This is a genomic window from Pelotalea chapellei (assembly GCF_018531195.1).
Lineage (GTDB): Bacteria > Desulfobacterota > Desulfuromonadia > Geobacterales > Pseudopelobacteraceae > Pelotalea > Pelotalea chapellei.
Genome location: NZ_JAHDYS010000022.1, coordinates 1 through 26,930 on the forward strand (window position 1 = coordinate 1; position 26,930 = coordinate 26,930).

Sequence of the window (26,930 nt, forward strand, 5' to 3'; positions counted from 1 at the left end):
AACAGAGAATCTAGTTACTGTCAGTCCAACATACAAGGCGTAGCAGCGCTACGCCGCACAAGGCGGGTTTCGAGGACTGCGGCGAGATGGCTGTTTTTCAACAACCTGTAAAGCATTACATGGGGCATCCCTGTTCTCTTAGCATACGTTGAGCTTCAAGAAGATCGATGGCATAGGGTTCGTGAAGAACCCGCTTCAGCAGGCCGTCATCCTGGTGCACAAGATCCCACAGTCCGCTGTTATGCCAGTGCTGGGGGTTTTCCCAATCATGCCTGTCTATGACCGGATACAGGCAGATGCCTTCAACAGGCACTCCATTTGCGATTGCTTTAGCTACCTCGTCCGCTATCTCTTTGATCCAAATGCCACGTCCGATGCCGACATGGCTGGTCTCGCCAATGATGATCCGGGATTGGTACCGTTGATACACCTCTTCCAGCAGCTTGTGCAGATGTATGCGGCGCGGATCGTTCAAGTGCCAGTGCAGGCGGTCATTGCTCAGGTATTCCCATTGATTGGAGTGGTAATAGTTGACCCCGATCACATCCAGATACTTTGGATCTCCCCCAAGTTCGGGACACGTTTTGCCGGAGAGCATATCCCACGCCTCGAACATGGAAGCTCGTGCGCTCGCAGCGGCAGCATCCAGATCCGGACGATCCGGGGGGGCGATGATATGGATGATCGGATCGACATGGACGAATTTTGCCTGGGAATCCACCTCCCAGATAGCTTCACATCCAGCGATGGTTGCCTGTACCAGCTGTTTTTTTAGCTGAAGGTCACGCCCTTTACCGTGAATCGCATAGGGATACATGACGTCAGAGTGGCAGATAGCCCAGGTGACAAACGACATCTCGTTGATCAGTGAATAGATGGGCACTGCGTTGCTGTGGTCAGCAATGAAGCTGGCTGTTTCACCGCAAAAACGTGCAAAGCGGGTGATAAAGGCTGGTGAAAACAGGTCCAGATCATCTGGCCAGCCATAGTGGCACATTGTCCAGTTAATCTGGATGCCATGGTCACTGGCCGCCTTCAGAAAGGGAGCCACGGTGGAGAAATCAAACTTGTTGTGGTTTTCGATCAGGTGCCAGCGAACGCTTTCGCGTGCTACGAACATGCCGTGACTACGTATCAGCTGATAATCATGATCCACCTGCCGGTCATGCTGAGTGGCTGCAATCATGTCAAGTCTGTGACGGGACCCGTTGATATGGGAGGCTCCCTCAAAGCCAGCCATCCAAAAGGATTTGAACAGTGATTGGTGACGATCGGCGATGGAATTTGTCATGGAACCTCACGAACAGCTTGTTGAAAAACAGCCATCTCGCCGCCATCCTCAAAAGCCACCTTGTGCGGCGTAGCGCTGCTACGCCTCCGCGGGGCGTTCTCCGGTGGCGACGATCTGACCATTTTTGAACAATCTGATGGTATGTCTGTAGCTAGAGTTTGACGTAAAAAAGAGTCATTACGACCCTCAAATATACTGTCTGAATTTTTATCATAACAATGGATACGAGGAGGTAGGAGTGTGTCTGAATTTGATATCGGAGAGAAGGCGGGAGAGCGGGGATTGGGAAGGCGAAGAGGTGGAAGGGTAGATCAGATTTCTATTCTGAATTCAGCTCCTGCTTCCAGATTGCGTACGCTGAGACGCCCACCCATGTTTTTTTCGATGATGGCTTTTGACATGAACAGGCCAACCCCGGTTCCGTCTTGCGGCCCCTTGGTTGTGAAGTAAGGATCAAAGATTTTTTCCACGTTCTGTTCGGCGATACCGCCGGCGTTATCGGTGATAGTCACGATGGCTCTTTTGTCCAGCTCGGCAACGGTGACAGATATGGAAGGATTGCTGACAGCTCGCTCGATCAGTACATCCTTGGCATTGGTCATGATGTTGAGTAACACGTGAGAAAATTCATTGGGATAGCCCCAGACAACCGGGTCTACCTGTGCGTTTACCTGAACGGTGATGCACTTGTCGTTCAAGCTTCCGGACATGAGTGAAATGGTCCTGTTGAGTGTCTCATTAACGCTGAATGCAACTTTCTCCTTGTCAGGCTTAAAATAGTTGCGGAAATCATCTATGGTCTGGGACATGTGCAGCACAAGTTGCATGGAGGAACCCACACATTCCTCAAGGAACTCCCGATTAAGTTCTCCCAGCTCGTGAAACAGCAGCAGTTGTTGGATGGTGAGTCCCAGTGTATTCAGCGGTTGGCGCCACTGATGGGCGATGTTGCCGATCATCTCGCCCATGGCCGCCTGGCGGCTCTGCTGGATGAGCATCTGTTCTTTTCTGCGTAAGGCTTCCAGGGTTTTCAACCGTTCTTCCGTTTCCTGTTGCAGCGCCCGTTCAGCTGCATGACGACGGTCTTCCTCTTCCATCTCGCGCGTGATGTCGCGAGAAACACCTATAAAACGAACCGCTTGGCCGGCATCATTGAAAAAAGCCTGTCCGCGTTCGGATATCCAGCGCACGCCGCCGTCGACAATGCCGATAATGCGGTAGTCAAGCCTGTATTCACCGCTGCTGCCAGGTTGCAGCGCTTTATCCATCATGTGCAGGACCTGGTTGCGGTCTTCGGGATGAATTGAATTCACGAACTGATCAAAATCAACTTCTACATTCGGTGAAATTCCGAAATTCCATTTGTTGACTTCCGACCAGAATAGCATTCCGGATTGAGGATAATAATCAAAGGTGCCAAGCCCGGTGGATTTGATTGCCAGTTGCAAAGTTTCTTCGCTGTGCCGCAACTCTTTTTCAATGATTGACCGGAAGCTTATTTCCTGTTTCAGCTTCTCAACAGTTAAAGCAAGTTCAACAGTGCGTTCGGTGACATGTTGTTCAAGCAGGGTGTTGTGTTCTTTCAGTAATTCGGCATTGTGCAGCCGTTCTGCTGCAAGTGCGGTTTCCGCCTCGGCTCTGATTGCGCGGTCCTGGGCCTGCTGCATTGCAGCGGTGATCCATGAAAGTATGGCCCCGCTTGCGATGAAGAAGAGGATGCTGGCGGTATAAACGGGTGCAAAGCTTATCTGCCCCATAGGGGATACAAAGAAATATCTGGCCATCAGCAGCGAAAAAACAGTTGCCAGCAGACCCGAAGCGAGTCCCCCGTAAAGTGCTGAAAAAATTATTGCAGGATAGAAGGTGAAAAAAATGTATGGCAGTTCAATGCTCTGCATGAAGAGCAATCGCACGATGACGGCTGTTACAACGAACACCGCGGAAACACCATAGCTGAATCTTCTCTCACACGCCTGCTCAGGGATTGGGCTGTTCAGACTCTCGCGTCTGGCAACCATGGCCGCACGCATCATATATATACCACCAAGGGCCTGGGCACTGCGCCCGATCCAACCTAATAAACCGCTGTGTACTGACTGCATCATCACACCGAAAAGGCCGGTGGCCATCAGCAGCAGCGCAAGACTGTACCAGTACAAGAATAGTGAATAGCGTTTGCGATGCATGGCTTGCAGCAGTAATGCCGAGAGAAGCAACATTCCGATGCTGGATCCGAGCACAAGTTGCCGGATCGGAGTTCCTCCGGATCCTTGCAGGAAAAACAGGGGGAATGATCCCGAGAAAACTGCTTGAACAATACAGACGATTGCGACCGGGATGGCAAGGTACGCTCCAGCCAGCCACAGCTTCCATCGTGTCACGCGCACCTGCCAGCGCAATGAGATGCCAATCCCGGCAAGATGGCACCAGGCAGCGAGCCACATGCAGATATTATGTATGGTGACCTGGATGTTGACATCAACTGCATGGGGAGATTTTTTGATTAGACTAGCAATGATGGCAGATATGCCTGCGAATCCCCATAAAAGCGCACCGCATCCCAATAAGAGAATCCCGGGTGAAGGGTTTATGGAAAATCTACGTCCCGTCAAGGATGCTATTACGACTCCTGCGAGAGATGAAAAGGCGAGATAGGTTACGATTTGGGTGTAGGGAGAGTTATAGAGTAAATGGATATCGCATGCCCATACAATCAGCATGAATATCAGCAGAACAGGTATGGGGAGCCAGGCATATCGCGTCAGCAAGTGGGTCTTGGAGCGGTTGATCTTTGCCGGTAGGGCGCTGTTATTGGTGGAGGATGAGGACATACAGGTCTCGAAAGCGGATTTGTAAGTAAAAATACATGGATAAATAGTTTTAATGGCATTTTGCAAATGGTTGGCTACCATATAGCAATGTACGGCATTTGGCAATGCCCTAAGATCCAACAGATGGGATTTCCAAATTACCCGGGCGCCAGGGGGTGCTACTTTGTCTGTTAAAGCTTGCACCAGTCGATCTCTTTGTGATATACATTTCGACCTGTTTATGAAACGGTTTTTCGCGTAAATTACAATTTATGTCCTCTTAGCTCAGCTGGATAGAGCAACAGCCTTCTAAGCTGTAGGCCGCAGGTTCGAATCCTGCAGGGGACGCCATAATATCAAGGGCTTACATCTTATGGTGTAGGCCCTTTTTTCATGCAACCTCTTGTGCAACCTTTTTAATAATATGGGCTCTTTCGCTGCGGTGGAATTAACCCACCGCTATCGGCACCGTCCGATCCTTCTTCCCCTTGCCGTGCACCGTCAGTTTACCCGCATCAAAATTGAAATCCCCCACCCGCAGTTGCAGGCACTCAAACTGCCGCAGTCCACAACCAAACAGTAGCTTTACCACCAGATCGAACGGATAGGAAAGGTGGGCAAGTATGGCGTCGATCCCTCACGGGAAAGCACCATCGGTACATAGCGGGATTTCTTGGCTCGCGGTACATCCTTCAGTTTACCAAACTCACGCTTTAGCCCGTTGCGATAGAAGAACAGAAGTGAGTTGAAGGCCTGATTTTGTGTTGTGGAGGCCACATGACAATTGACGTCCAAATAGGTCAGGTATGCTTTGACATCTTCACTGCCCAGTTCAGCAGGCGATTTGTTCTTCAATAACCGCTGAAACTGACGTGACCAGTTGGCGTAGGTTTTCAAGGTCTTGCGTGAATAATGCCGCACTTTGATTTCATTGGCCATCGCTTCCAGAGCCGTACCCACTCTGGCGAATCGGATTTTTCCTGGTAACCGGATTCGGAATAGTATGACTTTCGAGCAATCTGAACCGACATTGCAGACACCGGTTGTAGCGTCTGCCCAACGGTGAGCCCTACAGCATCGCCCCGGAATTCTCAGAGCGTTCTTTCAGCACCCCCAAATAGAGAGTCACCGCATGATATGCTTGCCGGCGCAGATCTTCTGATTGCCCCTTACTTTTTAGCTTGTTGACGAACTGACGAAGGCGATCAGATTCATCCCCCTCGACTTTATATTTTTCGCAGAAATCCAGGAAAAAACGCAACCATTTCAGATAGTCAGGCAAAAACTCGTGTTTAATACCTTTGTCGCCAAGATACGTACTATATGCAGTTACAAGCTGATCTGGTAGCTGGATCATGTGCTTTTCTCTTTCGTTAAAATTAATTTACAGGGTGCCGCGGAACGCCGTATAGTGCCGTCAATTTTGCTGTTCGTCAATGCACCAATGGCGGGGAATTTATGCTGAAGGATATGAAAACACACTGCCACCTAAAGCCAGGACAGAAAGGAACAAGGCGGCTTCTTGAGCAATACGGCAAGTCGCTGGTTTGTGTGCGCTACCGCTACGACGAAAGTCGAGGCATACGCCTTAAAACAGTCGAGATTATTGTTGAAGAGAAGCCCTGGAAGCAGCCCCGTTTCAAGGATGGGGATATCGCACCGGTACTGGTGGGCTATGACGAAATAGATCTGAGGGAACAGTTGCGAAAGCTGAGAGCACGATGGAGTCCCGAAGAAAAATTGTGGTTTATTCCCTATCGTTTGATGCGTGGCACAGAGTTGGAAAATCGGATTCCAGAAAAATGTTGATTGGCGAAAAGAACGTATAGGCATCTTATATAGGAATCCTGATAGGCCTCTTATATAAGAAACAAGCATCCTATATAGGTAACAAGTTTCTTATATAGGGAAACCGTATATAACCGAGTTGAGCAGAGAATGAAACGGAGGAATGATGATCTTTTTTTCGCCGCGAAAACTAGAGCAGCAGCTTTTAAATGAAAGTATTACAGCATGGGAAAAGGCAAAATATCTTGTGCTCGCAGTTGTTGTAAGCGCACTTGCAGGCCCACTCTTCTGGGTTACTCCAACAGTAAAGGAGCAGCACACTGGCATTACAGCGCTGGTTCAACTAATGACGACAATAGTAGGTCTTTACATTACCTACAAGGGAGTCAGGAAGTGCTACAGCACAAATAACCAAGAAGAAAAATTCATAGAAAGATTCATATGTCTCCGGGTGCCTTGGACAGTGATTTTCGGGGCCGTGCTGGCGCCATTAAGCATTGCTATCATTGTCATTGCTAAGAAGGCATTTCCGGAGGTTCCGGATCTATCCTCCTTCATCATTTATATCTGTAGTCCATTCATAACCTACCTCTATTATTACGCTCTCAATTGCTCCTTTGGACGGATCAGCGAAGAGCAGTCAGAGGCGACCTCAACCAGCGGCAACAGCGGTCTCCGCTGACGCTCCGCCGCTGGTGCCTTGAGACGTTGGTGTAGATAGAGTAAACCCAAAACTCAACGTCACAAAGACGCGAACAATAGGAGAGATTATCATGAAGATTGTGCTGCTACTGGTTGTGCTTGTATTTTTTTCTGCATGCACTTCCGTAGACGTGAACAGAATAGACGGATCTAAGTATCACGTGAAGTCGCTCTGTATCGAGGAAAATAAAGACACCACGGTTCTCAGGTTGATTGAGGACGCAGCGGATACGAGAGGGATCAACACATCGATTTATAGAGAAAAACTACCCGTACAGTGCGAATACTCACTTTCGTATACCACTGACTATAAATGGGATCTTGTTTCTTTTCTTGCCGACGCCCAGTTCTTCATTAAGAAAAGTGACACCGAGATTGCAACCGCTAAATACCATCACTATGGCGGTTTAGACTTTAGCAAGTTCAAGGATGCAGAATCAAAACTAACGCCAGTGTTGGATTCCCTGTTTATCGATTTCAAGAGAGTTGCCAAAGCTTCAGATGACAAAATGTTATCCAACAAATACAATTCGCTCAGGGAAGCCAAGAAACTACTTGATGAAGGTGTAATTACTCAGGAAGAATTCCAACGAGAGAAAGCGAAGTTCTTCGCCAATCCTAATTGAAAGTCGGCTAAGTAATAAAAAAAGCGGGTGCCCTTGAAAATGGAAAATGATTCCCAACCAGCCGGTTGCACGCGGCCTAAGGGCGGTGAACCGGGCATCACGTGATCTGAATAAAGAGAAATTGAGGCTATGCACAAAAGGAAACTACCACTGAAGGGGTTTAACTTAAAAAGGTGGGAATGGTCGACGGTAATCGGAATCGTTACTCTCGCCTGCACTATTTACCTCGTCAACCTCGAACCAAATCTCAAATATTCCTCTTTTAACTACAACGACAAGCTTATTGGTCGCAAGATCGACAGCAAAAACAACTTCCTGTACCACTTCAGCATCACTCCCAGATTTAAAAACGCTTCCTTCAAAACAGGCTATGTTGACAAAGTGGAGTTTGTGCCAGTTTCCATTGAGACCATTCCTGATGTGAAGGTTATAAGCATTCGAAAAGCACCCATCCCGTGGCGTTCTGTAGAGGATGTCGAAATTCAGTTTATAGTAACAGTACCAACTGATTTTGATGCGAAATTAAAAGAAAAAAAGGTGAGCACGGAGTTAATTGTTAATGCATATGACAATACTGGAAAAAAGATAGAAAGATCGACGGATGGACGATTCATACGAGGTTATCTGAACCTTTGGGGGACTATAGTCAGGAATTAACACAAAGGAATAAAAATGAAGAAAGAATTTCAAGTTCTCAAAAACAGACCCCCAATCCACTGTGGTTTTAACAAGAGACTCGGTTTGTGCTCGGGACGATTGTGATGCACCCCATGAGAAGACCATAAAGGTACACTCATTTACTGATCCTGATGCATTAGCCAGAGAGGCTGCATCAGGATATTTGCCAAATGTCGCCGGAGTCGGTCATGCTTGGATATGTGTTTTGAACGACATAAAGATTGCAGAAATCAAGACAACAGGAATCCAACCGCTGGTGAGAGAGATCACGTATGACGAAACTAATCGAATTCATTTCGTCTACAAATCGGCCAGCTATTGAAAGAGAACAGGGCTAACCAGGCGGCGGCAGCTGGTCTTCGCTACGCTCCGCCGCTGCGCCCCCACGACGTTAGATGAAGAAGGAGAATATGAAGGAATTTTTCACCATGCTTTTCTTTGGCAGTTCACTGCTTTTGAGGGTTTGTGGCTTGGGTCGGACCAAGCTAACGTCCTGCAATAACATAAATTTCATCCAAAAATCGGCCTCATTTCGGCCTTAAACACCCTTTTTTTGTACTAAAAACGAGTCTTTAAGAAAATGGCACGAGCAAACCGTCATCACATCCCCGGGCAGGTGTGGCATATCACCCACCGCTGCCACAAAAAGGAATTTCTCCTCAAATTCGAAAAGGACCGGAGGCGCTGGCATTCGTGGCTATTTAAAGCCAAGAAACGTTTCGGCCTGCGGGTGCTCAACTACGTGGTGACCTCCAACCATATTCATCTGCTGGTTGTCGACAGTGGCCCCGATGTCATCCCCAATAGTATCCAGCTGATAGCCGGGAGGACCGCCCAGGAATTCAATCTGCGTAAAGATCGGAAAGGTGCGTTCTGGGAAGATCGCTACCACGCCACTGCAATCGAGCGGAATGAGCATCTGATCCGTTGCCTTGTGTACATCGATCTAAATATGGTCCGCGCAGGAGTGGTAAAGCATCCATTGGAGTGGGAGGCAGGCGGCTTCAACGAAATCCAGAACCCACCTATGCGGTATGGCGTGATTGACCGTCAGGGACTGCATGAATTCTGCGGTGTCCCCGCAAATGAATCTTTTGCCGATCATCATCGGCAATGGGTCCAGGACGCCTTGCAGAACAGTGAAAGTAAGAGGGACAATCGTTGGACAGATGCTATTGCCGTGGGCAGTGGTTATTACGTTGAAGCAATAAAGGCAAGACTTGGGATGAAGGCCGCCGGCAGAAGAATTGAGAGGCAGCAAGACGACGTCTGCATTCTTAGGGAAGAACCAGTTCCTTACAAGGCCGTTTTTGACCTCGAAAACGAAGCTCTAAGCCTGAATAACTGTTATTTTTGGGAATAAACCTGAATTAAATCGTGGCGTTGGTTTGGTCCGACCCTGCAAAAAGTCTGGTCACGCTTACAGGACAAATTTGAGACAGCAATTTTCGAGGCTGCCCGAAGCCTTGTGCATCTGCCGAAATAAATCATTGCATAACATGCCACTAGAGCCGACCGCTGACGCTCACGGCTCAGCGGCGGGCCGTTGGCAAAACCAATTTGAGAATCGAATTATGATAGATTCTAATTTCACAAGACAGAGAGTACGCAGGCTGTGGCTTATTTGGTGCCTTTTGCCGTTCCCATTGGCTAACTCGCTTATACTTCCATGCGGGCTGCTGTTTGCGTATTACGAGATATTGCCAGGTTTTCTTGTCGTTCATTTTTCACCAGAGACAGTACTTGCCTTCCCAAATCCTGAGCAAATTCAAGCCTACGGACTTGAATCTTACAAAGCACATTATCAAGAGGCATGTTGTCGGTTGTTCTCTCTTCAGGCTGTTGGCTTGGAAACCTCGTCATACATTTCAAAACCCTGATAAAAATTGAAAATGAGCGGCAAGACAAAATCAAATGGAAGACACTGCTTCTAAGTGGTGTTGGGCAAACCACATTATCATTGTTGAGCGGAGTCCTCCTGATTCTTGCAATAGGCATGATCGGCTAGGTTTTGAATCTTGGACAATAAATCAATTGCTAACCAGGAAGATCCGCCGGGCCAAAAGACCGCCCGGTGATCTCCCGAACCGTTGGCACAGGAGAATATGATGAAAATTTTACTGACTTGCTTTTTCCTATTATTGTCTGTAACAGCCTCCGTTTTCGGAAATGAGACAATGGGATGGCGACAGGATGGCAAATCGATTCAAAATGAAGATGCACGTAAATCCATAAACGGATTCGGAGCCGCTCTCATTATTACTCCAGACCTTGACTGGGATGCGAAATGGAATACCCCTGCTGATACAAGCCCACGATTTTCGACAGTGGACAAACTCAAGGTTGGATCGGAAGCAACCATACTGATTTTTTTCGCAAATCCAAAATTGAATTCTGATGGCAACGTGAATGTGACTTGCGATGTTAAAATTTCACGTCCAAACAGTAAGGTAACTGAAAACAAAGGACTACGAGGTTTCACCGGCAAATTGCAAGGTGCAATAACAAATACCTTTTTAACTGAATCAGTCATTAAGTTTGTCGGGGAGCCATCTGATCCTATTGGAGAATGGATCATTGATGTAACTGTCCATGATAATTACCGTCAAATCTCCGTACCTCTTCGGGCAAAATTCGAACTAACAAAATAGGACCACGCAGTGCCAACAACGCGGCGGCACACGGGTTTCGCTAGCGCTTCGCCGGTGCGCCCCGGCCACGTTGGCTGAAAAAGGAAAAAGATGGATTTCTTGATTTTCGGGACATTTCTAGCGATTGCGATTCTGTATTGGCTTTTCACCGTAGTATCTCTGAAAAAACTGACAAAGCAGTTCAAAGGGGCCTGCTCTGACGGAGGAATAATAGAAGATTCTTCAGTTGTTGACATTGTCCACGGAATTATCCCAGCCGGGTACCGATACAGCATTAAGCTCAGGATAACCCCAAATCAATTGTGCCTCATCCCCACCGGAATTTGGGGCTGGATTCCAGCCATCACTATTCCTTTTGATCAACTCACCATAGTCCAATACAAAGAAGGAATTTTGTCTGTCATCGAACTGGGAGTAAGGAATGGGCGGACGAGGATATGCATCAAGGGTGACGGAGCAAGAACAATCAAAAACACAGCCAACATGGGGGTGGTGACGGATGCCGGGAAAAGCCCGGCCCCGCACACCCCCTGAACCGTTATACGATAAAGAGAAATGATAAAAATCTATTCGCCAAATGATGAACTTGAGCTTTCGATGATTCGCGGTATTTTCGATACCGAGGGCATTTCTTACTTCGTGCATAACGACAACTTTGGATCAATGCGCGTTGGACCGCAGATCGATCTCTTAAACAAGAAAACCATAATGGTTGCGTCTGAAGACGTGGGCCGCGCAAAGGACATTATTTCCAATCTACTTGAACGCCGGTTGCCAGAAGAGGAAGAGCAAGAACAATATTCAATCGGTCAAAAGCTAAGAATAATACTGGAGACGATCGTCTTTTGGTGGTTCATACCAGGGAGAAAGCGCAGTAAGAAACGGCCTGAAGTAAATAACGAGCTACAATCACCGCTAGCGGTGGAATCTGTAAAAGCTGGGGGTGCCAACATGCACATATGCTTCGGTTTAGGTAAGGTCATGAGCATTGCAAAGCTGAAACTGCCTGAATCAAGGATTTGTCGCGCTTGCTCAAAACCAGACTCAGATCGACGTAAAATCAAAAATTGACAAGTGTACCAATGTTGGTACAATGGATCACAAATGACTGATATTTCTTTTGTCCTTAAAGTCGTATTTTATTGTTCTGAAGATCGACAAGGACTTATGGGAAGTACGAACGAGATTGGCAGACGGTATTGCATGAGTCTTCTTTACGGTAGACGGCGAGTACCTGATTTTACTGCATGGATTTATAAAGAAATCACAGAAGACCCCACAAAATGAACTCAAGACGGCATTGAGCCGCCTTGGCACCTACAAAAGAGGTTCAAAATGAAAAACGAACATTTAGGATCAAACTTTGACGATTTTCTTGAAGAGGAAGGTCTGCGTGCAGAGGCAGAAGCGGCAGCAATCAAGAGGGTTATTGCATTCCAGATAGAACAGGAAATGAAACAAGCGAACCTTTCAAAAACCGCCATGGCCGAAAAGATGCACACCAGCCGCACGGCATTGGACAGACTCCTTGATCCCGCCAATGTTTCCGTCACCCTCCAAACCCTCGAAAGAGCGGCCCTTGCCCTTGGTAAAAGCCTCAAAGTAGAGTTGGCATAACTAAGCGTAGTACGGGTCGGCAATAATCCGCCGCCGGTGTGCTCACCCCCGTTAGCCACTATGAAAATTAATGAAACAGAAAAACTTGAACTAGAAAATCTCGAACGATCGGCAGACGATCTGTTATCGAGCCTTGCGGTTTCAGGTAATTATGCATCCGATAGAGACTTGCAAATACTAGAGCAATATGCAGGACGAGCCGCAAAGATCGCATTTGGCATAGGGCAAGCCGATCTTCTTAGTTATCAGATGCTTAATCTAATAAGATGGACTGACCACCTTAATGATGATTCCTGGGTCGAGAATTTTAAAATGACGCTGCGAAATCGCCCGCTAGTCAACCCATTTGGTAACCTGATTACAAATCCAAATAGAGGCGATGGCTAACAGGAAGATACACCTGACCTAAAGGCCGTCAGGTGATATCCCACCCCGTTAGGCATTCGAAATCGGCTACACTGGAGGTAAGCGAAGGTATGAAGACCCAGTATTACACCGCATCAAGTCTTGATGGATTTATTGCTACCGAGGATGACTCGTTGGAGTGGCTGTTTCCACTGGCGGATCTGAATGACTCCAGCTACCCAGATTTCATTGCTGAGGTCGGCGCACTGGCAATGGGGTCTGCCACCTACGAATGGATCGTCCGCAATGCCAATAAGATTACTGCCGAGACGGGATCATCTTGGCCCTACACCCAGCCTGTCTGGGTATTTACCTCTCGCGTACTCCAGGCAGTTGAAGGTTCGGACATTACGTTCGTGAAAGGTGATGTGCGCCAGGTTCACAATAAGATGCGTGTTGTCGCGGGTACAAAGAACATATGGATTGTGGGTGGTGGAGACTTGGCGGGACAGTTTTATGATGCAGGACTTCTGGATGAACTCATCGTTCAAATTGGCTCAGTTACTCTGGGCAGAGGCAAACAAGTGTTTCCGCGCCGAGTTCTGAGCCCAATCCTCCGCCTCGTTTCAGTTCGCCAGATGGCGGTAGGCATGGTTGAGCTGCGGTATGACATAGGCAAACAGCCCGCTAAAGAGTTATGAACAAGGAACAGAAGCAGATCTGTCCTTGATTATGGAATGAAATGAAAATGCGATGCCAACCAGGCCCTTGGACGCCGACCGGGGCTGAAAAACGCCCCGGACGGGTCAAGGCCCGCCCCCGTTGGATTACAAAATGGAACTAACAAGAAAACTGCTTATTATTTCAGGATTTCTAGGAGTTGGATTTGTGGCTTTGACTTTGAGGATGTGGGTATTGGGCGATCGGTCGATTCGTTTAAGGATGAGCTCAGAAGTAGTCTGATAGCTCTCCTTGTTTTTGCAGTAATGGCAGCCATCGTTATTTACATCAATAACTGATATTCAAGCAGCGAGCAGCTCTTTCAAAACATCCGGTTTTTTTATGGCAATAGTGATGAGTGACTTTGCCGCTCCCGACGGCGCACGACGACCCTGCTCCCACTCTTGAAGAGTACGAAGTGACACGCCGAGCAACTTGGCAAACTCGCTCTGAGAGAGACCTATTCTGAGGCGGGACGCTGCCAGAGGAGAAACTTCTACTTTAGTTACGCGACCAACTTTGCCGGCCTTGAGATCCCGCACGGCCTGGAGCAGTTCCTCGTCAATGTTGCGCTTTGCATCACGTTCGAGCAGTTCTTTTTCATTTAGTGGCATGTTCCATCTCCTCTTTAAGTGCTTTGAGAATATGACCGGGAATACTGTCAACGGCACTTTTGGCATAAATCAGAAGTAACCAAATTTGCCCGGCCTCTGTCCGGGCAAAATAGAGAACACCTGACACCGCCGCTCTTACCGGTTCCCCGACGGCTCCAGCGCACCTTGCGAACACCGCCGGAACCACGCACGACATCGCCCATATCGGGATTGGCGGCAAGATATTCCTGAAAGACTCCGTATTCGGTATCTGTCAGGTAATCATGAACCTGTTTCGTGAACAGTGGCGATTCGACAGAAGTAACCATGAGTCAAATATACGGCATTGACGTATAAAGTCAACCGGCAAATTCATTGAGAGAAACGAAGTGTTCAACCAGGGAGAAGCAGCTGCCTAAAACCGCCGCTGTTCTCCCAAGCCGTTATAAATTTAGGAGGAAAACGTGCCTGAACGGAAAAGAATAGCTCTTCTTATTGATTGCGACAATGTCAGCCATAATTCAATTGAAGGAGTATTAGAAGAACTCGCAAAACACGGCATGGTTAATGTTCGTCATGCGCATGGAGACTGGAAAAGCCAGTCCTTATCTGGTTGGATAGATAGATTGCACCCGCATGCAATTAGACCTATGCAGCAGTTTGCATACACAAAAGGGAAAAATGCCACTGATGCTGCAATGATTATTGATGCAATGGATCTCCTTTACAGTAAAAACGTCGATGCATTTGCTTTAATGACAAGCGACAGTGATTTTACTCCTCTAGTGTTGAGAATACTGGAGAGCGGTCTACCGGTTTATGGTTTTGGTGAAACGAAGACGCCTCAACCATTTGTAGATGCTTGTTCTACATTTATATACACAGAAAATCTCGTTGCTCAGAAGGAAGAAAAATCGGAAAACCATAAACAACCAGTTAAGAAAAGTAGAAATGAACTTAGGAAAGACACTGCATTGGTAAAATTGCTCAGAACTGCTGTTGAGCAGACATCAGAGGATGATGGATGGGCTCATTTGAGCAAAGTTGGTCATTACATATCAAACAACAGCTCGTTCTCATCTATAAACTACGGCTATAAAAAACTCGGCGACTTAATAAGAGCAAGCGAATTATTTGATATGGAAATGAGAAAAGACGGAACAGCCATGTACATTAGAGATGCACGCAAATAATTTTGGAATAGCATCAATTTGAATGTAGAAGAAAATAGAGAGGCAATGCTCAAAACATCAAAAGCATAAGTTAATGTTCTAACGAGACTAGTTGACCCGGTCGCGATAAACCTGCTCCGGGTCACCGACCGAGCCGTTGAGCGAAGTATGAAGTCGAGCACTTGTATTGGTCGCTTTATTGGTCTATATTTTGACCATAATAGATTCGTATCAAGGAGGTAAATAATGAGAACTATTTCAATCAGTAATGACATTGTTCCAATTGCAGAATTTAAAACCAATATTTCCAAGTGGTTCAAAACACTTCAGACATCCAGACATCCACTTATCATTACCCAAAACAGCAAACCAGCTGGTGTACTATTGTCCCCTTCGGATTATGATGAATTGGTTTACCGAAAATCTTTTCTTGATTCTGTTGAGAAGGGGATTGCAGACGTTGAAGGCGGGCGCACCCAAACTACAGACGAACTACGAAAAGCCCTGCGAGCTCGAAGAAGTGCGGGTAATCTATGATCGTAACATGGTCACAGGAAGCTGGAGAAAATCTGGTTGATATAGAGGAGTTTATTGCACGTGACAGTGTAGAGCGCGCTGTTCGGTTTGTTGATGCCCTGATTGACCAGACTGAAGCAATTTTGGCTGACAATCCGAGAAGCGGAAGGACTGTGCCGGAAATAGGTAATCCCGATATCCGAGAGCTCATTTACCGAGGATATCGCATTGTCTACCGATTGAATGGTGACCGAATCGACATACTCACCGTTTTTGAAGGGTATCGGCTATTGCGACTGAGCTGACTGGATTATGAAAAACATTCAAGACGCCTGGGTACTCTGGATGTAAAATTTGTGCAGCTTTAATTTGTAAAGTCAGGAGTATTTATCAAACTTGCAGGAATTGACATCGGTTCGCGAAGTATCGAGTTTGTTCTCCTGGATGGCGAGACTTATGAAATTACCAATCGCTTCCAGGCTGAGACCTCGATAGATCTGGCCTCGCAGTTATCTGTAATAAAAGAAAGTAACAGTTGGGATGCACTGGTCTCGACCGGTTATGGCCGTCATCTATCGCAAAAGATATTAGGTGGCGAGGCGGCGACGGAAATCAAGGCCTACACTACTTCTGCGCATCACTTTTACAAAGAAATTGAAACCGTGATCGATCTTGGGGGACAAGATACGAAAGCGTTGTTGATTAATCGCCAGAATGGTCAGCTCCTTAAATTCGAGATGAACGACAAGTGTTCTGCCGGCACCGGAAAGTTCTTTGAAATGATGGCGGCGACATTGGGCCTGAGTTTGAACGAACTCGTTGCAGCGGCAATCAAAGGTGACAAATCACTCGAGATCAATAGCACCTGCACTGTGTTTGCTGAATCGGAAGTGATCTCGCTTCTGACCACTGGAATTTCCGTCGAAGATATCGCCAGAGCTATCCACGAGTCACTTTTGAAAAAATTAGTCTCACTTGCGTCAAAGATGATAACCGCTGATTCATCGTCAATTCTATTTGTTGGCGGTGGTGCTAAAAACGGGGCGCTTGTTACCTTTCTTGCGGACGCACTTGATAAAAAAGTTATCGTTCCGGAATATCCCGACTTCTTCGGTGCCTATGGCGCCGCTCTGTTATCAAAAAACTTCCTCAACAAAAACAAGGAGAAGCAATGAGTCAACTGACACCGCTCTTTACCGATGATTATGCCGATTTTCCTTTAAAACGGGCGCTTGGGCAGGTCATAAAAAAACGTGAAACCGGCTCCAAAGTTGTGGGGGCCTACTGTTCCTATGCGCCGGTAGAATTGGTCTGGGCCATGGGTGGCGTCCCAGCGGTATTATGCGCTTTTTCCAACGCACCAATAGCCAAGGCAGAAGAGACGCTTCCCACCAACCTCTGTCCGCTGATTAAATCAAGTTTTGGATTTATTGAACTGAAAACCTGCCCCTTCTTTGAACTGACTGATGCCGTTGTTGGCGAGACAACCTGCGATGGCAAAAAGAAAATGTTCGAGCTCATTGAAAAGCATCGTCCCCTGTATGTCATGGATCTTCCCCAGTGTCCGACAAACGAAGGAGCGGTCGAGTATTGGAAACATTCTGTCACCGGGTTTAAAAAGTTTCTGGAATCAGAGTTTGCTACTACGATAAGTGATAGCGACATTGAGGAGAGCATCCAGGCCAGCAATATCAAAAACAGTCTGGTGGAACGAATTTTCGCCTTTGGTGCCCATAAACCCTCGGTAATTACCTGGCAGGAAATGTATGAAGTTTCGAGCTATGCCATGGTTTCAAGTGGCGCTGAGACAATTGCCAAACTGAATGAAATTATTGCGATACTTACGGAACGCCAAGAAAAGGGTATTTTTACCTCAGAAGAGAATGCCAAGCGTGTATTGATAACAGGATGCCCAATTGGTGGCGATGTTTTGAAAGTGCTCAAGCTGGTTGACGAGGAGGGGGCGACAATTGTGGGTCTGGATAGTTGTACCGGCCTTAAGCCCTATGTCGGCAAGATTGAAGAAGGAAGTGGCGATCCACTGATGGCTATTGCAAAACGTTACCTGGAAATTCCATGTGCGTGCATGACTCCAAACACCGGGCGAACAGATACGCTTAAGAAGCAAGTTGCTCTGCTAAAACCTGATCTTGTTATCGACCTCGTGTTGCAATCGTGCCATACCTACAATGTTGAAGCAGTAAAAGTTGAGTCGTATGTCAGAAATGATCTTGGAGTGAATTATCTTAAAGTTGTGACAGACTTTTCTGCTCAGGATCTTGGGCAATTAAAGACAAGAATCGGTGCAGCTTTGGAGATGTAGTGGCAGATTGCAGATTGTAGTTATTCTGGAAGGCGCAGGTTTAATGTAAAGGGTCCCTTGAATGATGAATTTTAATCACTTCAAGGGACCCTTTATGGTCTCAAACGTTTCAGTTACCCATTACTACTCCCTGTTTCGAGGACTGTTGGGGATACCTCTGCTAAAGTATAACAGGAAGTACAATGCCGGCAGCGTTGTCATAAGCTCTTGCGAAGTTGCGTCCGTTATGCAAAGCTTACGACCCCAAAATACTTCAGTCGAATGAGAGCCATGTTCCTAAAATTGCCTCGCAAAGTTGTTTCCACAGCGCGTTCTGCCATCCAGCACCATCTTGAATGGGTTTACAGGGTGACCACCCAGAAGCCTGCAATTGTGCTTGCGTTCTGCTGTCTGTTTTTCCTGATATCCTGCTTTTCGATCACCAGAATCGAATTTGAAGCTGACATCTTCAAAATGTTCCCCCATAAGGGTCCCTTGTCTCTTTTTGTCGACACCATGAAATGGACAGGAAGCTCGGGAAACGCTTACTTTCTGCTTGAGGGAGAGAAGGGGAAGCTGACGGGTGAAGCTGATGTCTTTGCAACAAAACTGCGAGAACTGCGGGTCGATGGTCAGCCGGCTTTCAAGACGGTAAAAAACCGGATCTTCGATGCGGAAGAAGCAAAGCCCTTCACCGACTTCATCGGGTATGCGGTAACCCATCCTCAGCTCTTTGTGCCACCTGCGGATACGGAAAAGTTCTTACAGTACCTTTCTCAGCCGAAGATTGATCAGTCTCTTCAGAAAGCAAAAACAGAGCTCGCTACCCTGGCATCTCTTAAAGATCTGATTGCAGTGGATCCTCTGTACCTCCGCGACTTGATCCTGCCACGCTTGAAGAAGGCTTCGGAAGCCCTTGACCTCGATACCTCTTCACCGTTCTTGATGTCGCGTGACGGGAAGGTCCTAATCATCATAGCCGAGCCGGCCCGCCCGGTTACTGACATAGTATTCGCCAGGAAGCTGGTCGCCGGCATAAATGAAGCACGTAAGGGTTCACCGGTCAGTATTTCATGCGCTGGTGCCCACCTGAGCGCAGTCACCGATGAAGAGATAATGAAGAAGAACGTTATCGAGGGTGTGTTCCTATCGCTGGTGATCGTTCTGGCGCTTTTTTATGCGTCATACCGCAGGTTCCTGCCGACACTCCTGATACCGGTCATTCTCTGTTTCGGCATCGTGTACGCAGTAGCTATCGGAGGCCTGATTTATCCAACAATGAGTGTCATCTCGTTCGCCTTTGCTTCGCTCATCATTGGCATCGGCACCGACTATTCCATTCATATGTATGACCGATTTCATTTTGAACGGTATTCGGGACGATCGACGGAAGAGGCACTGCGGCTCACTGTCGTGGATACAGGACATGCCTTGTTTACCGCCGGCACGACCACGGCTTTTCCATTCCTAGCGCTGGTTGTTTCAGACGTGCGCGCACTTGCTGAACTAGGCGTCCTGGTTGGGCTTGGTGTCATTTCCTCACTGTATGCGACGCTGTTCTTCCTGCCGCCACTTCTGTTGTTCCTGGACAGAAAACATCCACGGATGCAATACCGCCCACTCCCTACATTCGGTTTCGGCCGTGTCTGGTATATGGCTTACAGCCGTCCTAAAAGTGCAGTGGCTGCCTGTCTCATTGTCACGGCCTGTTTTTTTGTGTCAGCGACTGAAATTTCTTTTGAATCGGAACTCAAAAATCTCCAGCCAAAATCGTCGGAGGCTTTTCAGGCACAACAAAAACTTGAGCAGCATCTGAGTATCAGTCCGAAGGAGATGATCGTCGCGGTAGAAGGTGAAAATCTGGCGGAAATCACAACAAAGGGGGGCGCTGTCGCTGCCTTGGCAGAACGATACAAGCAGCAGGGAGAGCTGGTTGCATATTCATCGCTGATGAATGTGATCAATGATGAAAACAAGCAGGAGGAAGTGATACGCCGTGTCAAGAACTGGCCGGTGGCTGGAGAACTGAAGACTGAATTGGATCGAGCGTTGCAGAAGGAAGATTTTTCATTGGAGCACTTTTCGGACTATGTCAACAGCATTGCCGGACTCCCTGGTGCCCAGGTAATCCCGTTTTCCGAAGGGGTTCAGCGTCTCGCGGCGTCTCCCTTCAGAGGGTTGGTTGAACGACACCTTGCGCACACTACCGATGGTTATCACCTTCTCACGTACCTCAATTACATCGGTAATGAATTTCACTCGGATGTATTTCTTCGGGATCTCAAAGCAGCAGTGCCCGGTGTTCGCGCTACCAGTGTGGATTTAGTCAGCCAGCAATTGACCGAATCGGTGAAACATAGTTTCGTGTGGGCGGTTTTGATCGGTGCAGTCATGGTATTTTTTCTGCTCATTTCGCACTTCAGTTCACTCACAGGGATTCTCTGCTCTCTTTTCCCTGTTTCAGCCGGTGTCATCGCCATGATTGGAGTCATGTCTTTGACCGGCATGAGTCTCAACTTCATGAATGTGATGGTTCTGGTGACGATCCTGGGGATGGGCAGTGACTACGGCCTGCATGTCGCACACCGGGTCAGAAATTGCCCAGAAGATGAGTTCGAGAGACGATTCATACAATCCGGCCGCGCTGTTTTCCTCTCAGGTCTCACAACTATTGCAGGATTTGGCTCTCTCGCACTTACCGATTATGGTGCGATGGCCTCAATCGGGTGGGCGACCAATATCGGGGTAGCTGCGACTACGATATTTACACTTGTAGCGGTGCCTGCAATCATACACTTTACATTTCTGAAGCGATCATCCTGAGAAGAATTCAGTTCCATGCTGCGTCAAACAACAAGGCCACTTTTAACCAGAAAAGTGGCCTTGTACATTGGTACTCCTGATTGGAACCTGCAATTAGGATAAAGGCTGGCAACAGTTTTCTTTCGGTCATGGGCAATGAAAAAGTTTTTTCTGCACCAAGAAGTAACCTTTTTGCACTCTGTTCATATTCGCCATGACCATCGCACCTGATTTTATAAAAAAAGGGCCTCCATCATCGGAAGCCCTTTTCATTTTGCCGAGATAATACAAACCTGGCAACGCGGATTATTTTGAGTTGATGAAAGCTGATATACAGGCTAGGTTAATCCTCAGGAATTTTAAAGTCAGGTGGGAATTTCACATGAAAACCATTCGGAGAAGTGACCGGGAGATAACCGGTCAAGAGGCAAGGGCTCTACTTGGTAAGGCTGAATACGGGGTCCTCTCCACGGTAGGCAAAGAGGGTCAGCCATACGGCATGCCCTTAAGCTATGTGTACAGGAACGATGCCATCTATTTCCACTGCGCTGTCAGTGGGCACAAGCTTGACAACTTTAAGGACAATGCAAAAGTATCTTTTTGCGTTGTCGGTACGACGAAAATTCTTCCCGATAAATTTGCCACCGAATATGAAAGTGCCGTGGTCTTTGGCGTTGTCTCCGAAGTCAGCGGTGCCGAGCGCTATGATGCATTGGTGTGGCTTCTGGAAAAATATTGTTCGGGTTATGTCGAAGAGGGCAAAGCATATATCGGGCAGAAAGATGCGGCCACAAAGGTGTTCAAGATCGAGATAAATCATATCAGCGGGAAGGCCCGAAGGTAGTTTATAATTAAAATTTTTATGCTATAACAATCCGCGATTAGTTTAATAATCCAATCCCGATCAGCAGAGGTAACGCATGTCAAAGAGAATGAAGATTTGCATCAATACTGGCGGCGGTGATGCGCCGGGCTTGAACGCTGTCATCGAGGCGGTAACCATGGCTGCCTGTAACCGTCAATGGGATGTGTACGGTATTAAAAGCGGTTATGCCGGCCTGCTGAATCCGGATGAACTCATCCACCTGACCCCCGAGAAGGTTAATGGAATTGCCAGTGTCGGGGGGACCATTCTCGGAACCACCAATAAGGGCAATCCTTTCATGATGCCGGTTATGAATGCCATCGGCGAATACGAACAGCGTGATCTGTCCGACAGAGTCATGGACAACTTCCGCCGTCTCCGGTTTGATGCGCTTATTGCAGTCGGTGGCGACGGCAGCCTCGAAATTGCCCATCGTTTTGCCGAAAAAGGGATGCCTGTGATCGGTGTTCCCAAAACCATTGACAACGATATGGGGGGAACCGTCATTTCCTTTGGTTTTGATACTGCAGTCAGCATCGCAACCGAGGCAATTGACCGTCTTCACTCCACTGCAAAATCCCATGATCGGGTCATGGTGGTAGAATTGATGGGGCGCAATGCCGGCTTTATCGCCCTTAACAGCGGTATATCCGGTAACGCCGATGTAATCCTGATCCCCGAAATTCCGTACGATATCGAAAAGGTGTGCGACAAGCTGATGGACAATGAGCTGCATGGTCACAAATATGCCATCGTCGTCGTTGCCGAAGGTGCAGTTCCCAAGGATGGTAATGTGATCGCAAAGGGTGCCGGTGAGGCGGGCCGGCAGCATGTGGTTCTGGGAGGAATTGCCGAACACGTTGCCAACGAGATTACAAAGCGCACCGGCAAGGATTCACGTTCGATCGTGCTGGGACACCTGCAGCGAGGGGGATCGCCATCCACTTTCGACCGCCTGCTTTCCTTAAGGTTCGGGGCAGCTGCCGTGAGAGCCATTGAGGATGGAAATTTCAATCACATGGTCGCTCTCCGTTCACCGGAAATTGCGCTGGTCCCGCTTGGAGAAGCGCTAGGGATACAGAAAAGGGTTCTTGTAGATGGGGATACTGTGCTGACCGCCCGGGATCTGGGCATATGTTTCGGAGATTAAAACTACTGCGGGACCTGGATACGTTTTTAAGAGCCTGCTAAAAGGGAGGTGTTTTTCATGCATCTGATCCAACTGCTGCTGCCCCTGTGCGACAATGAAGGACATCCTTTCCCCCAGTCAATGTACCTCCAGGTCAGGGATGAACTTGCCGAACACTTCGGAGGCATAACGACCTACCTTAGGTCTCCCGCCGAAGGGTTATGGAAAGAGGGGAAGTGTTGCGCTGTACGGGATGAGATCGTCATCTATGAAGTCATGGCAAAGGAACTAAACCATGACTGGTGGAAAGAATTCAGAGAGAGGCTGGAGTCGCTCTTCAGGCAGGAATCGCTGATTGTCCGTGCAAGTCAGATAGAGCTGCTTTGAGGCATTAGGCAGTGCAAAGGAAAAAATTCTTTAAATTTTCATGTGGCCATAAGGCAATGGATTTTGATTTTAATCCCTGCCTTGTGGCCTCTTTGCTTTTTGCTCTGTGTCCGGCTGATCCAGGCCGATCTGTAAATGTTTAGGAGTTGATCGCAAACAAATATTTAGTGGTTGCCATTTAGATACTAAATGGTTATTGTGATAGAAGCAAATAAAGGAGGTACATATGGCACTATCAAGCGAAACTATAGATCATGTGACCTTGCAACATTTAGTCGAAGCGGGAGCCGTCAAAGCTGCAGACGTAGTGGGCCAGCCAGGAGGATGGGGAATCGTTATTAAATACGGCATGGTCGAACGGGCATTAGCAGCACGCCGCGGGGCCATACGTACATTCAGCCGATTCGAAACCCTTGTAAGTTACTTGAAAGAAATTGGCATCTCTCAATTTTTTGTCAATGCAAGTAATTACGATCCAACTAATAAAAAAACTCACCGTCCAGACTCAGCTGTCCGGATGAAGCGCACGTTTGACGCAGCCGAGCATGACAAGTGGTTTAGAGATCAGGTTGAAGAAGGCATCCGGCAAGCGGACGATCCAAACGCAGTATGGGTGTCCAATGAAGAAGTTGAGGCGAGGGGCGCGCAACGTCGTGCAGCGTGGACCAAACAGGCTAAAGAGCGTGTTGCGTGAAACTGTTATGGTTGGAAGTAGCCATAAATGAGCGATACGACCAGCTTGATTACATCGCCTTGGACGATCCGTTCGCGGCAATCTCCCAAGACGAAGAGATAGAGCGTCAAACATCCCTACTCACCACACAACCTAAAATGGGGCGAGTAGGGAGAGTAAGGGGAACTCGTGAACTGGTAATCAGTCGCACCCCATTCATTGTGGTTTACCGCATCGAGGGAAAAAGGATAGAAATATTACGCTTCATTCACGGGGCGCAGAAATGGCCGAAATGAGCACTCGCTGGATAAAACTTTGAAGCCTCGGCATGCTGTTCTGAGAAGAGCACCGCATTATACAGAGCAAAGGAGATCCAATGACTTTATGGCAAGAGATCAAAGCTGAATTTATCGACATCATCGAGTGGATCGACGAGTCCAACGATACGTTGGCATGGCGGTTTCCTCGGTATGAAAATGAAATCAAGCAGGGCGCGCAACTGATCGTGCGCCAGTCCCAGGCAGCGGTGTTTGTGGATCAGGGCAAAATTGCCGACGTCTTTTCCCCCGGTCGGCATGAGCTGGCAACCCGAAATCTCCCGGTGCTTTCCACTCTCAGGGGATGGAAGTACCTCTTTGACAGCCCCTTCAAGGCAGAGGTCTATTTCGTCAACACAAAGAACTTTACCAACCTCAAGTGGGGGACCAAGAATCCGGTGATGCTTCGCGATTCTGAATTCGGTCCGGTGCGGCTGCGGTCTTACGGTACCTATGTGGTGAGGGTAGTTGACCCAGCCCGTTTCGTACGGGAGATTGTCGGAACCGGCGCGCATTTTACGCTTGAAGGAATCTGCGACCAGTTGAAAAATCTGATTGTGACCCGGTTTTCGGACCTGCTGGGTGAAAGCGGAATTTCTGTGCTCGACCTGGCGGCTAATTATGATGAGCTCTCCGCGCGCCTGAAAGATAAAATTGCCCCGGAGTTTCTGGAATATGGTCTGGATGTGACCAAGCTGCTGGTTGAAAATATTTCCCTTCCGATAGAGGTTGAGGAGGCTTTGGACAAAAGAACCAGCATAGGAGTCATCGGCAACCTGGACAATTTCGTCAAGTTTCAGGGCGCAAATGCCATGGAAATGGCGGCTAAAAATCCCGGTGGCGATGCTTCGGCGGGGGTAGGTATGGGAATCGGTTTTGCCATGGCCAACCAAATGGGTAAAGTCATGGCTCCGCCTCCGGTGGAACCGCAAGGCTCGTCTCCTCCGACTCTTCCCCCGGGGGCGGCAGCTGTTAACTATTTTGTCGGCAAAAACGGCAAACAGGCTGGACCTTTTGATGAAACTGCAGTCGCTGCCTACATCGGAAAAGGGGCAATCACAGAAGAGACGCTGATGTGGAAGGCAGGCATGGAAGGGTGGGAGGCAGCAGGAAAATTCCCCGAGTTTGTGTTGCTGTTTGATAGTAACCCGCCGCCGTTGCCACAATAGAAAATTCTACCCATAAAGTCGGCTCTCGCAGAGCCCGCAGAGAACGCAGAGAGAAGCACAACAGGTCTCCTCCCCCCAGCGGGGGGAGGAGACCTGTTGAAATGATTAGCGGGAAATTAGTATTGATCAATGTCTTTGGTTCCAATATTTTGATCTAACAAATCAGCACAGGAGACAGCGTGGCACATTGCAGCAGTTGTTCGGCGCCGCTTCCGCCGAACTCGATCATATGTGAATATTGTGGAAGCCGCAACGATACCGACCTCGCTGGTATCCATTACTATACAACCCACAAAACGGATTCCGGGCGTACCTGTCCGCGGTGCTCCGTTAGCCTGAGAACCATCAATCTGAAGGCAGATGGGAAGTTCCTGATTGAACGGTGTGATCAGTGTTGCGGCCTGTTTTTCGATCCGGGTGAGTTGGAAGCGCTTCTTGATTCCACGGTTTCCAACGTCTTTGAAATCAACAGAGTACGGTTGGACAGCATCAACAAGGTCTTGGGAACCGGCGATTATGCCATTACCTATATCAAGTGCCCTGTGTGCTGCACATTGATGAATCGCATGAACTTCGGCGCAAAAAGTGGTGTCATCGTGGACCGCTGCAAAGATCACGGGGTGTGGCTTGACGGTGGCGAACTCAGACATCTGTTTGAATGGATGAAAGCAGGTGGAAAGCTTCTTCACCAAGAAAAGCTTGAAGAAGAGAAGAAAAGGCAAGAGAAGGAGAGGGATCTCGAGTTGCGGAAAAAGTCGATGGATTCTGCCACCGGCAGGTGTCCAGCCGAAGATGATTCCTCAATCTTTGGTGGAACTTCAGGTAGTGATACACTTAATATTGTTGATGTCGTAGCCACAGTTGTTCGCTTCTTTACAAGGATCTAGATCAGCTGATCTCGTTGCAAAGTTGTCTCTCGCAGAGCCCGCGGAGAACGCAGAGAAAAGCACAACCGAAACCGTTTTAGCTTAGATCAAAGGTCTTTAAATCAAGGGATTTTCGTGAGGCTAATGTTTTCTTTTCCGGTATTGTTTCTCGCTTACCATTTTCACAATCTCCGTTAACCCCCGCCACACATGGTAGATCCCAAATCCCTGCTATACTTTGTAGATGGGTACTCTCTCTGTTTCACACTATCAAAACGAATTTGCCCGCTATGGCACCCGGGCAATTCAAGATCATCTTATGGCCGGGTTTTAAACCCGTCCTTACATTTTATTATTATTTTTTGTAACCTTTATCTCCCCGCTGCCGTCTAACCAGACAGATGTCCATTTCAGTAAGGAGGAAACAACATGAAGCCTGGAATTAAATACACTCTGGCTGCTGCGGTGATTATGACGTCAGTAGCTCTTGCACCCGCCACAGCCCCTGCGTACATTGGTGACGATGGTCCGGCACCGATTGCCCAACACATGAAACAGATGGCAAAGGAACTGCAGCTGTCTCCACAGCAAAAGCAGCAGATCAAGGAAATCTTCGATCGTAACAAGCCTGCGGCAGAACCTCTTTTCAAGCAGATGAAGACCGAACGGCTTGCGTTGCGGTCACTTGTTCAGGCAGACACCATCGACGAGGCTGCCATTCGGGCACAATCTGCAAAGGTTGCTGCCATACAGGCTGACCTGGCAGTGCAGCGCGCTCGTGTCCATCAGGAGATCAGGGCAATCCTGACACCGGAACAAATTGCCAAGGCCAAGGAACTTCAGGCGCAGCGCGACAAGCGTATGGAAAATCGCGCCCATCAGGGAAAACGATCCAAACGGGTACAGTGATT

32 protein-coding genes, 1 tRNA gene and 1 pseudogene are annotated in these 26,930 nt (G+C 48.0%); 27 read left to right on the forward strand and 7 right to left on the reverse strand.

Annotation, left to right across the window (positions count from 1 at the left end; all coding sequences use genetic code 11):
• Window positions 1-115: 115 nt before the first annotated feature.
• Window positions 116-1,291, reverse strand: coding sequence for a hypothetical protein (locus tag KJB30_RS16725; RefSeq protein ID WP_214301482.1), 1,176 nt, complete (start codon window positions 1,289-1,291; stop codon window positions 116-118).
• 311 nt (window positions 1,292-1,602) lie between these two features.
• Complete coding sequence (locus tag KJB30_RS16730; RefSeq protein ID WP_214301484.1) at window positions 1,603-4,122, reverse strand: ATP-binding protein; 2,520 nt, start codon at window positions 4,120-4,122, stop codon at window positions 1,603-1,605.
• A gap of 253 nt (window positions 4,123-4,375) precedes the next feature.
• On the opposite strand from KJB30_RS16730, the gene KJB30_RS16735 reads away from it, so the two are divergent.
• Window positions 4,376-4,452 (forward strand) — tRNA-Arg (locus KJB30_RS16735).
• Between the two features lie 97 nt (window positions 4,453-4,549).
• Here the strand turns inward: KJB30_RS16735 and KJB30_RS18125 are convergent.
• The 3 genes from KJB30_RS18125 to KJB30_RS18135 all read right to left on the reverse strand — a co-directional run bounded on the left by KJB30_RS18125 (window position 4,550) and on the right by KJB30_RS18135 (window position 5,458).
• Window positions 4,550-4,693 carry a tyrosine-type recombinase/integrase gene (locus KJB30_RS18125; protein ID WP_367619007.1) on the reverse strand — a complete coding sequence of 48 codons (144 nt, stop codon included), beginning with the start codon at window positions 4,691-4,693 and terminating at the stop codon, window positions 4,550-4,552.
• A complete protein-coding gene (locus KJB30_RS18130; protein ID WP_246545765.1) occupies window positions 4,687-5,040 on the reverse strand; it encodes a site-specific integrase in 354 nt (117 codons plus the stop codon). The genes KJB30_RS18125 and KJB30_RS18130 overlap by 7 nt, the downstream gene beginning before the upstream one ends.
• A 130-nt stretch (window positions 5,041-5,170) precedes the next feature.
• Window positions 5,171-5,458 (reverse strand): hypothetical protein, encoded by a 288-nt coding sequence (locus KJB30_RS18135; protein ID WP_246545766.1) that lies wholly within the window; start codon window positions 5,456-5,458, stop codon window positions 5,171-5,173.
• Between the two features lie 101 nt (window positions 5,459-5,559).
• Between KJB30_RS18135 and KJB30_RS16745 the strand changes: the two genes are divergently transcribed.
• The 12 genes and pseudogenes from KJB30_RS16745 (at window position 5,560) to KJB30_RS16800 (ending at window position 13,209) form a co-directional block, all read left to right on the forward strand.
• A complete protein-coding gene (locus KJB30_RS16745; RefSeq protein WP_214301486.1) occupies window positions 5,560-5,910 on the forward strand; it encodes a hypothetical protein in 351 nt (116 codons plus the stop codon).
• 142 nt (window positions 5,911-6,052) lie between these two features.
• Window positions 6,053-6,571, forward strand: a complete 519-nt coding sequence (locus tag KJB30_RS16750; protein WP_214301488.1) for a hypothetical protein — start codon at window positions 6,053-6,055, stop codon at window positions 6,569-6,571.
• Between the two features lie 91 nt (window positions 6,572-6,662).
• Window positions 6,663-7,217: an Sbal_3080 family lipoprotein gene (locus tag KJB30_RS16755; protein ID WP_214301490.1), complete on the forward strand. Its 555-nt coding sequence runs from the start codon at window positions 6,663-6,665 to the stop codon at window positions 7,215-7,217.
• Between the two features lie 129 nt (window positions 7,218-7,346).
• Window positions 7,347-7,874 carry a hypothetical protein gene (locus KJB30_RS16760; RefSeq protein ID WP_214301492.1) on the forward strand — a complete coding sequence of 176 codons (528 nt, stop codon included), beginning with the start codon at window positions 7,347-7,349 and terminating at the stop codon, window positions 7,872-7,874.
• Between the two features lie 601 nt (window positions 7,875-8,475).
• Window positions 8,476-9,258, forward strand: coding sequence for a transposase (locus KJB30_RS16765; protein WP_214301494.1), 783 nt, complete (start codon window positions 8,476-8,478; stop codon window positions 9,256-9,258).
• Window positions 9,259-10,003: 745 nt separating this feature from the next.
• Window positions 10,004-10,546: a hypothetical protein gene (locus KJB30_RS16770; protein WP_214301496.1), complete on the forward strand. Its 543-nt coding sequence runs from the start codon at window positions 10,004-10,006 to the stop codon at window positions 10,544-10,546.
• 90 nt (window positions 10,547-10,636) lie between these two features.
• The gene (locus tag KJB30_RS16775; RefSeq protein WP_214301498.1) at window positions 10,637-11,080 is read left to right on the forward strand and encodes a hypothetical protein; all 444 of its coding nucleotides are present in this window, start codon (window positions 10,637-10,639) and stop codon (window positions 11,078-11,080) included.
• Between the two features lie 21 nt (window positions 11,081-11,101).
• Complete coding sequence (locus KJB30_RS16780) at window positions 11,102-11,617, forward strand: putative signal transducing protein (RefSeq protein ID WP_214301500.1); 516 nt, start codon at window positions 11,102-11,104, stop codon at window positions 11,615-11,617.
• A 148-nt stretch (window positions 11,618-11,765) separates the two neighbouring features.
• Window positions 11,766-11,885, forward strand: a pseudogene (locus KJB30_RS18140) (type II toxin-antitoxin system RelE/ParE family toxin); the annotation flags it as partial.
• Complete coding sequence (locus KJB30_RS16790; protein ID WP_214301502.1) at window positions 11,882-12,163, forward strand: XRE family transcriptional regulator; 282 nt, start codon at window positions 11,882-11,884, stop codon at window positions 12,161-12,163. The pseudogene KJB30_RS18140 and the gene KJB30_RS16790, both read left to right, overlap by 4 nt.
• 60 nt (window positions 12,164-12,223) lie before the next feature.
• Window positions 12,224-12,550, forward strand: a complete 327-nt coding sequence (locus KJB30_RS16795; protein ID WP_214301504.1) for a hypothetical protein — start codon at window positions 12,224-12,226, stop codon at window positions 12,548-12,550.
• 32 nt (window positions 12,551-12,582) lie between these two features.
• Entirely contained in the window at window positions 12,583-13,209 is a 627-nt protein-coding gene (locus KJB30_RS16800) for a dihydrofolate reductase family protein (protein ID WP_496198539.1), read from the forward strand.
• Window positions 13,210-13,530: 321 nt separating this feature from the next.
• On the opposite strand, the gene KJB30_RS16805 is transcribed toward KJB30_RS16800, so the two are convergent.
• Entirely contained in the window at window positions 13,531-13,842 is a 312-nt protein-coding gene (locus tag KJB30_RS16805) for a helix-turn-helix domain-containing protein (protein ID WP_214301506.1), read from the reverse strand.
• 47 nt (window positions 13,843-13,889) lie between these two features.
• The gene (locus tag KJB30_RS16810) at window positions 13,890-14,150 is read right to left on the reverse strand and encodes a hypothetical protein (RefSeq protein ID WP_246545767.1); all 261 of its coding nucleotides are present in this window, start codon (window positions 14,148-14,150) and stop codon (window positions 13,890-13,892) included.
• Between the two features lie 135 nt (window positions 14,151-14,285).
• Between KJB30_RS16810 and KJB30_RS18550 the strand changes: the two genes are divergently transcribed.
• The 14 genes from KJB30_RS18550 (at window position 14,286) to KJB30_RS16880 (ending at window position 26,928) form a co-directional block, all read left to right on the forward strand.
• Complete coding sequence (locus KJB30_RS18550) at window positions 14,286-15,014, forward strand: NYN domain-containing protein (RefSeq protein ID WP_214301509.1); 729 nt, start codon at window positions 14,286-14,288, stop codon at window positions 15,012-15,014.
• A gap of 225 nt (window positions 15,015-15,239) precedes the next feature.
• Window positions 15,240-15,530 (forward strand): type II toxin-antitoxin system Phd/YefM family antitoxin, encoded by a 291-nt coding sequence (locus KJB30_RS16820; RefSeq protein ID WP_214301511.1) that lies wholly within the window; start codon window positions 15,240-15,242, stop codon window positions 15,528-15,530.
• On the forward strand, window positions 15,527-15,814 hold the full coding sequence (locus tag KJB30_RS16825; protein WP_214301513.1) for a type II toxin-antitoxin system RelE/ParE family toxin: 288 nt from the start codon (window positions 15,527-15,529) through the stop codon (window positions 15,812-15,814). The genes KJB30_RS16820 and KJB30_RS16825 overlap by 4 nt, the downstream gene beginning before the upstream one ends.
• Window positions 15,815-15,919: 105 nt before the next feature.
• A complete protein-coding gene (locus tag KJB30_RS16830) occupies window positions 15,920-16,684 on the forward strand; it encodes an acyl-CoA dehydratase activase (protein ID WP_367619011.1) in 765 nt (254 codons plus the stop codon).
• Window positions 16,681-17,832, forward strand: a complete 1,152-nt coding sequence (locus KJB30_RS16835; protein WP_214301515.1) for a double-cubane-cluster-containing anaerobic reductase — start codon at window positions 16,681-16,683, stop codon at window positions 17,830-17,832. Before KJB30_RS16830 ends, KJB30_RS16835 begins: the two co-directional genes overlap by 4 nt.
• A gap of 270 nt (window positions 17,833-18,102) precedes the next feature.
• Window positions 18,103-20,634 carry an MMPL family transporter gene (locus tag KJB30_RS16840; protein WP_214301517.1) on the forward strand — a complete coding sequence of 844 codons (2,532 nt, stop codon included), beginning with the start codon at window positions 18,103-18,105 and terminating at the stop codon, window positions 20,632-20,634.
• A 361-nt stretch (window positions 20,635-20,995) separates the two neighbouring features.
• A complete protein-coding gene (locus KJB30_RS16845; RefSeq protein ID WP_214301518.1) occupies window positions 20,996-21,457 on the forward strand; it encodes a pyridoxamine 5'-phosphate oxidase family protein in 462 nt (153 codons plus the stop codon).
• Between the two features lie 76 nt (window positions 21,458-21,533).
• Entirely contained in the window at window positions 21,534-22,628 is a 1,095-nt protein-coding gene (locus KJB30_RS16850) for an ATP-dependent 6-phosphofructokinase (protein WP_214301520.1), read from the forward strand.
• Between the two features lie 57 nt (window positions 22,629-22,685).
• The gene (locus KJB30_RS16855; protein WP_214301522.1) at window positions 22,686-22,994 is read left to right on the forward strand and encodes a hypothetical protein; all 309 of its coding nucleotides are present in this window, start codon (window positions 22,686-22,688) and stop codon (window positions 22,992-22,994) included.
• Between the two features lie 226 nt (window positions 22,995-23,220).
• Entirely contained in the window at window positions 23,221-23,688 is a 468-nt protein-coding gene (locus KJB30_RS16860; RefSeq protein WP_214301524.1) for a ParC-related protein, read from the forward strand.
• Window positions 23,685-23,963, forward strand: coding sequence for a type II toxin-antitoxin system RelE/ParE family toxin (locus KJB30_RS16865; protein ID WP_214301526.1), 279 nt, complete (start codon window positions 23,685-23,687; stop codon window positions 23,961-23,963). The genes KJB30_RS16860 and KJB30_RS16865 overlap by 4 nt, the downstream gene beginning before the upstream one ends.
• 80 nt (window positions 23,964-24,043) lie before the next feature.
• The gene (locus KJB30_RS16870) at window positions 24,044-25,153 is read left to right on the forward strand and encodes an SPFH domain-containing protein (protein ID WP_214301528.1); all 1,110 of its coding nucleotides are present in this window, start codon (window positions 24,044-24,046) and stop codon (window positions 25,151-25,153) included.
• 179 nt (window positions 25,154-25,332) lie between these two features.
• The gene (locus KJB30_RS18555) at window positions 25,333-26,040 is read left to right on the forward strand and encodes a zf-TFIIB domain-containing protein (protein ID WP_214301530.1); all 708 of its coding nucleotides are present in this window, start codon (window positions 25,333-25,335) and stop codon (window positions 26,038-26,040) included.
• A gap of 408 nt (window positions 26,041-26,448) precedes the next feature.
• The gene (locus tag KJB30_RS16880; protein WP_214301532.1) at window positions 26,449-26,928 is read left to right on the forward strand and encodes a Spy/CpxP family protein refolding chaperone; all 480 of its coding nucleotides are present in this window, start codon (window positions 26,449-26,451) and stop codon (window positions 26,926-26,928) included.
• Window positions 26,929-26,930: the final 2 nt, after the last annotated feature.

What these genes read in the sequence shown, in the direction of transcription:
- KJB30_RS16820 (WP_214301511.1), top strand. Translation starts at nt 15,240, where the DNA reads ATGAGAACTATTTCAATCAGTAATGACATTGTTCCAATTGCAGAATTT.
- KJB30_RS16880 (WP_214301532.1), top strand. Translation starts at nt 26,449, where the DNA reads ATGAAGCCTGGAATTAAATACACTCTGGCTGCTGCGGTGATTATGACG.
- KJB30_RS16790 (WP_214301502.1), top strand. Translation starts at nt 11,882, where the DNA reads ATGAAAAACGAACATTTAGGATCAAACTTTGACGATTTTCTTGAAGAG.
- KJB30_RS16810 (WP_246545767.1), bottom strand. Translation starts at nt 14,150, where the DNA reads ATGGTTACTTCTGTCGAATCGCCACTGTTCACGAAACAGGTTCATGAT.
- KJB30_RS16870 (WP_214301528.1), top strand. Translation starts at nt 24,044, where the DNA reads ATGACTTTATGGCAAGAGATCAAAGCTGAATTTATCGACATCATCGAG.
- KJB30_RS16835 (WP_214301515.1), top strand. Translation starts at nt 16,681, where the DNA reads ATGAGTCAACTGACACCGCTCTTTACCGATGATTATGCCGATTTTCCT.
- KJB30_RS16760 (WP_214301492.1), top strand. Translation starts at nt 7,347, where the DNA reads ATGCACAAAAGGAAACTACCACTGAAGGGGTTTAACTTAAAAAGGTGG.
- KJB30_RS16845 (WP_214301518.1), top strand. Translation starts at nt 20,996, where the DNA reads ATGAAAACCATTCGGAGAAGTGACCGGGAGATAACCGGTCAAGAGGCA.
- KJB30_RS16825 (WP_214301513.1), top strand. Translation starts at nt 15,527, where the DNA reads ATGATCGTAACATGGTCACAGGAAGCTGGAGAAAATCTGGTTGATATA.
- KJB30_RS16725 (WP_214301482.1), bottom strand. Translation starts at nt 1,291, where the DNA reads ATGACAAATTCCATCGCCGATCGTCACCAATCACTGTTCAAATCCTTT.
- KJB30_RS16755 (WP_214301490.1), top strand. Translation starts at nt 6,663, where the DNA reads ATGAAGATTGTGCTGCTACTGGTTGTGCTTGTATTTTTTTCTGCATGC.
- KJB30_RS16795 (WP_214301504.1), top strand. Translation starts at nt 12,224, where the DNA reads ATGAAAATTAATGAAACAGAAAAACTTGAACTAGAAAATCTCGAACGA.
- KJB30_RS16860 (WP_214301524.1), top strand. Translation starts at nt 23,221, where the DNA reads ATGGCACTATCAAGCGAAACTATAGATCATGTGACCTTGCAACATTTA.
- KJB30_RS16805 (WP_214301506.1), bottom strand. Translation starts at nt 13,842, where the DNA reads ATGCCACTAAATGAAAAAGAACTGCTCGAACGTGATGCAAAGCGCAAC.
- KJB30_RS18135 (WP_246545766.1), bottom strand. Translation starts at nt 5,458, where the DNA reads ATGATCCAGCTACCAGATCAGCTTGTAACTGCATATAGTACGTATCTT.
- KJB30_RS16750 (WP_214301488.1), top strand. Translation starts at nt 6,053, where the DNA reads ATGATGATCTTTTTTTCGCCGCGAAAACTAGAGCAGCAGCTTTTAAAT.
- KJB30_RS16745 (WP_214301486.1), top strand. Translation starts at nt 5,560, where the DNA reads ATGCTGAAGGATATGAAAACACACTGCCACCTAAAGCCAGGACAGAAA.
- KJB30_RS16850 (WP_214301520.1), top strand. Translation starts at nt 21,534, where the DNA reads ATGTCAAAGAGAATGAAGATTTGCATCAATACTGGCGGCGGTGATGCG.
- KJB30_RS16780 (WP_214301500.1), top strand. Translation starts at nt 11,102, where the DNA reads ATGATAAAAATCTATTCGCCAAATGATGAACTTGAGCTTTCGATGATT.
- KJB30_RS16730 (WP_214301484.1), bottom strand. Translation starts at nt 4,122, where the DNA reads ATGTCCTCATCCTCCACCAATAACAGCGCCCTACCGGCAAAGATCAAC.
- KJB30_RS18130 (WP_246545765.1), bottom strand. Translation starts at nt 5,040, where the DNA reads ATGGCCAATGAAATCAAAGTGCGGCATTATTCACGCAAGACCTTGAAA.
- KJB30_RS16770 (WP_214301496.1), top strand. Translation starts at nt 10,004, where the DNA reads ATGAAAATTTTACTGACTTGCTTTTTCCTATTATTGTCTGTAACAGCC.
- KJB30_RS16775 (WP_214301498.1), top strand. Translation starts at nt 10,637, where the DNA reads ATGGATTTCTTGATTTTCGGGACATTTCTAGCGATTGCGATTCTGTAT.
- KJB30_RS16840 (WP_214301517.1), top strand. Translation starts at nt 18,103, where the DNA reads ATGTTCCTAAAATTGCCTCGCAAAGTTGTTTCCACAGCGCGTTCTGCC.
- KJB30_RS16765 (WP_214301494.1), top strand. Translation starts at nt 8,476, where the DNA reads ATGGCACGAGCAAACCGTCATCACATCCCCGGGCAGGTGTGGCATATC.
- KJB30_RS16855 (WP_214301522.1), top strand. Translation starts at nt 22,686, where the DNA reads ATGCATCTGATCCAACTGCTGCTGCCCCTGTGCGACAATGAAGGACAT.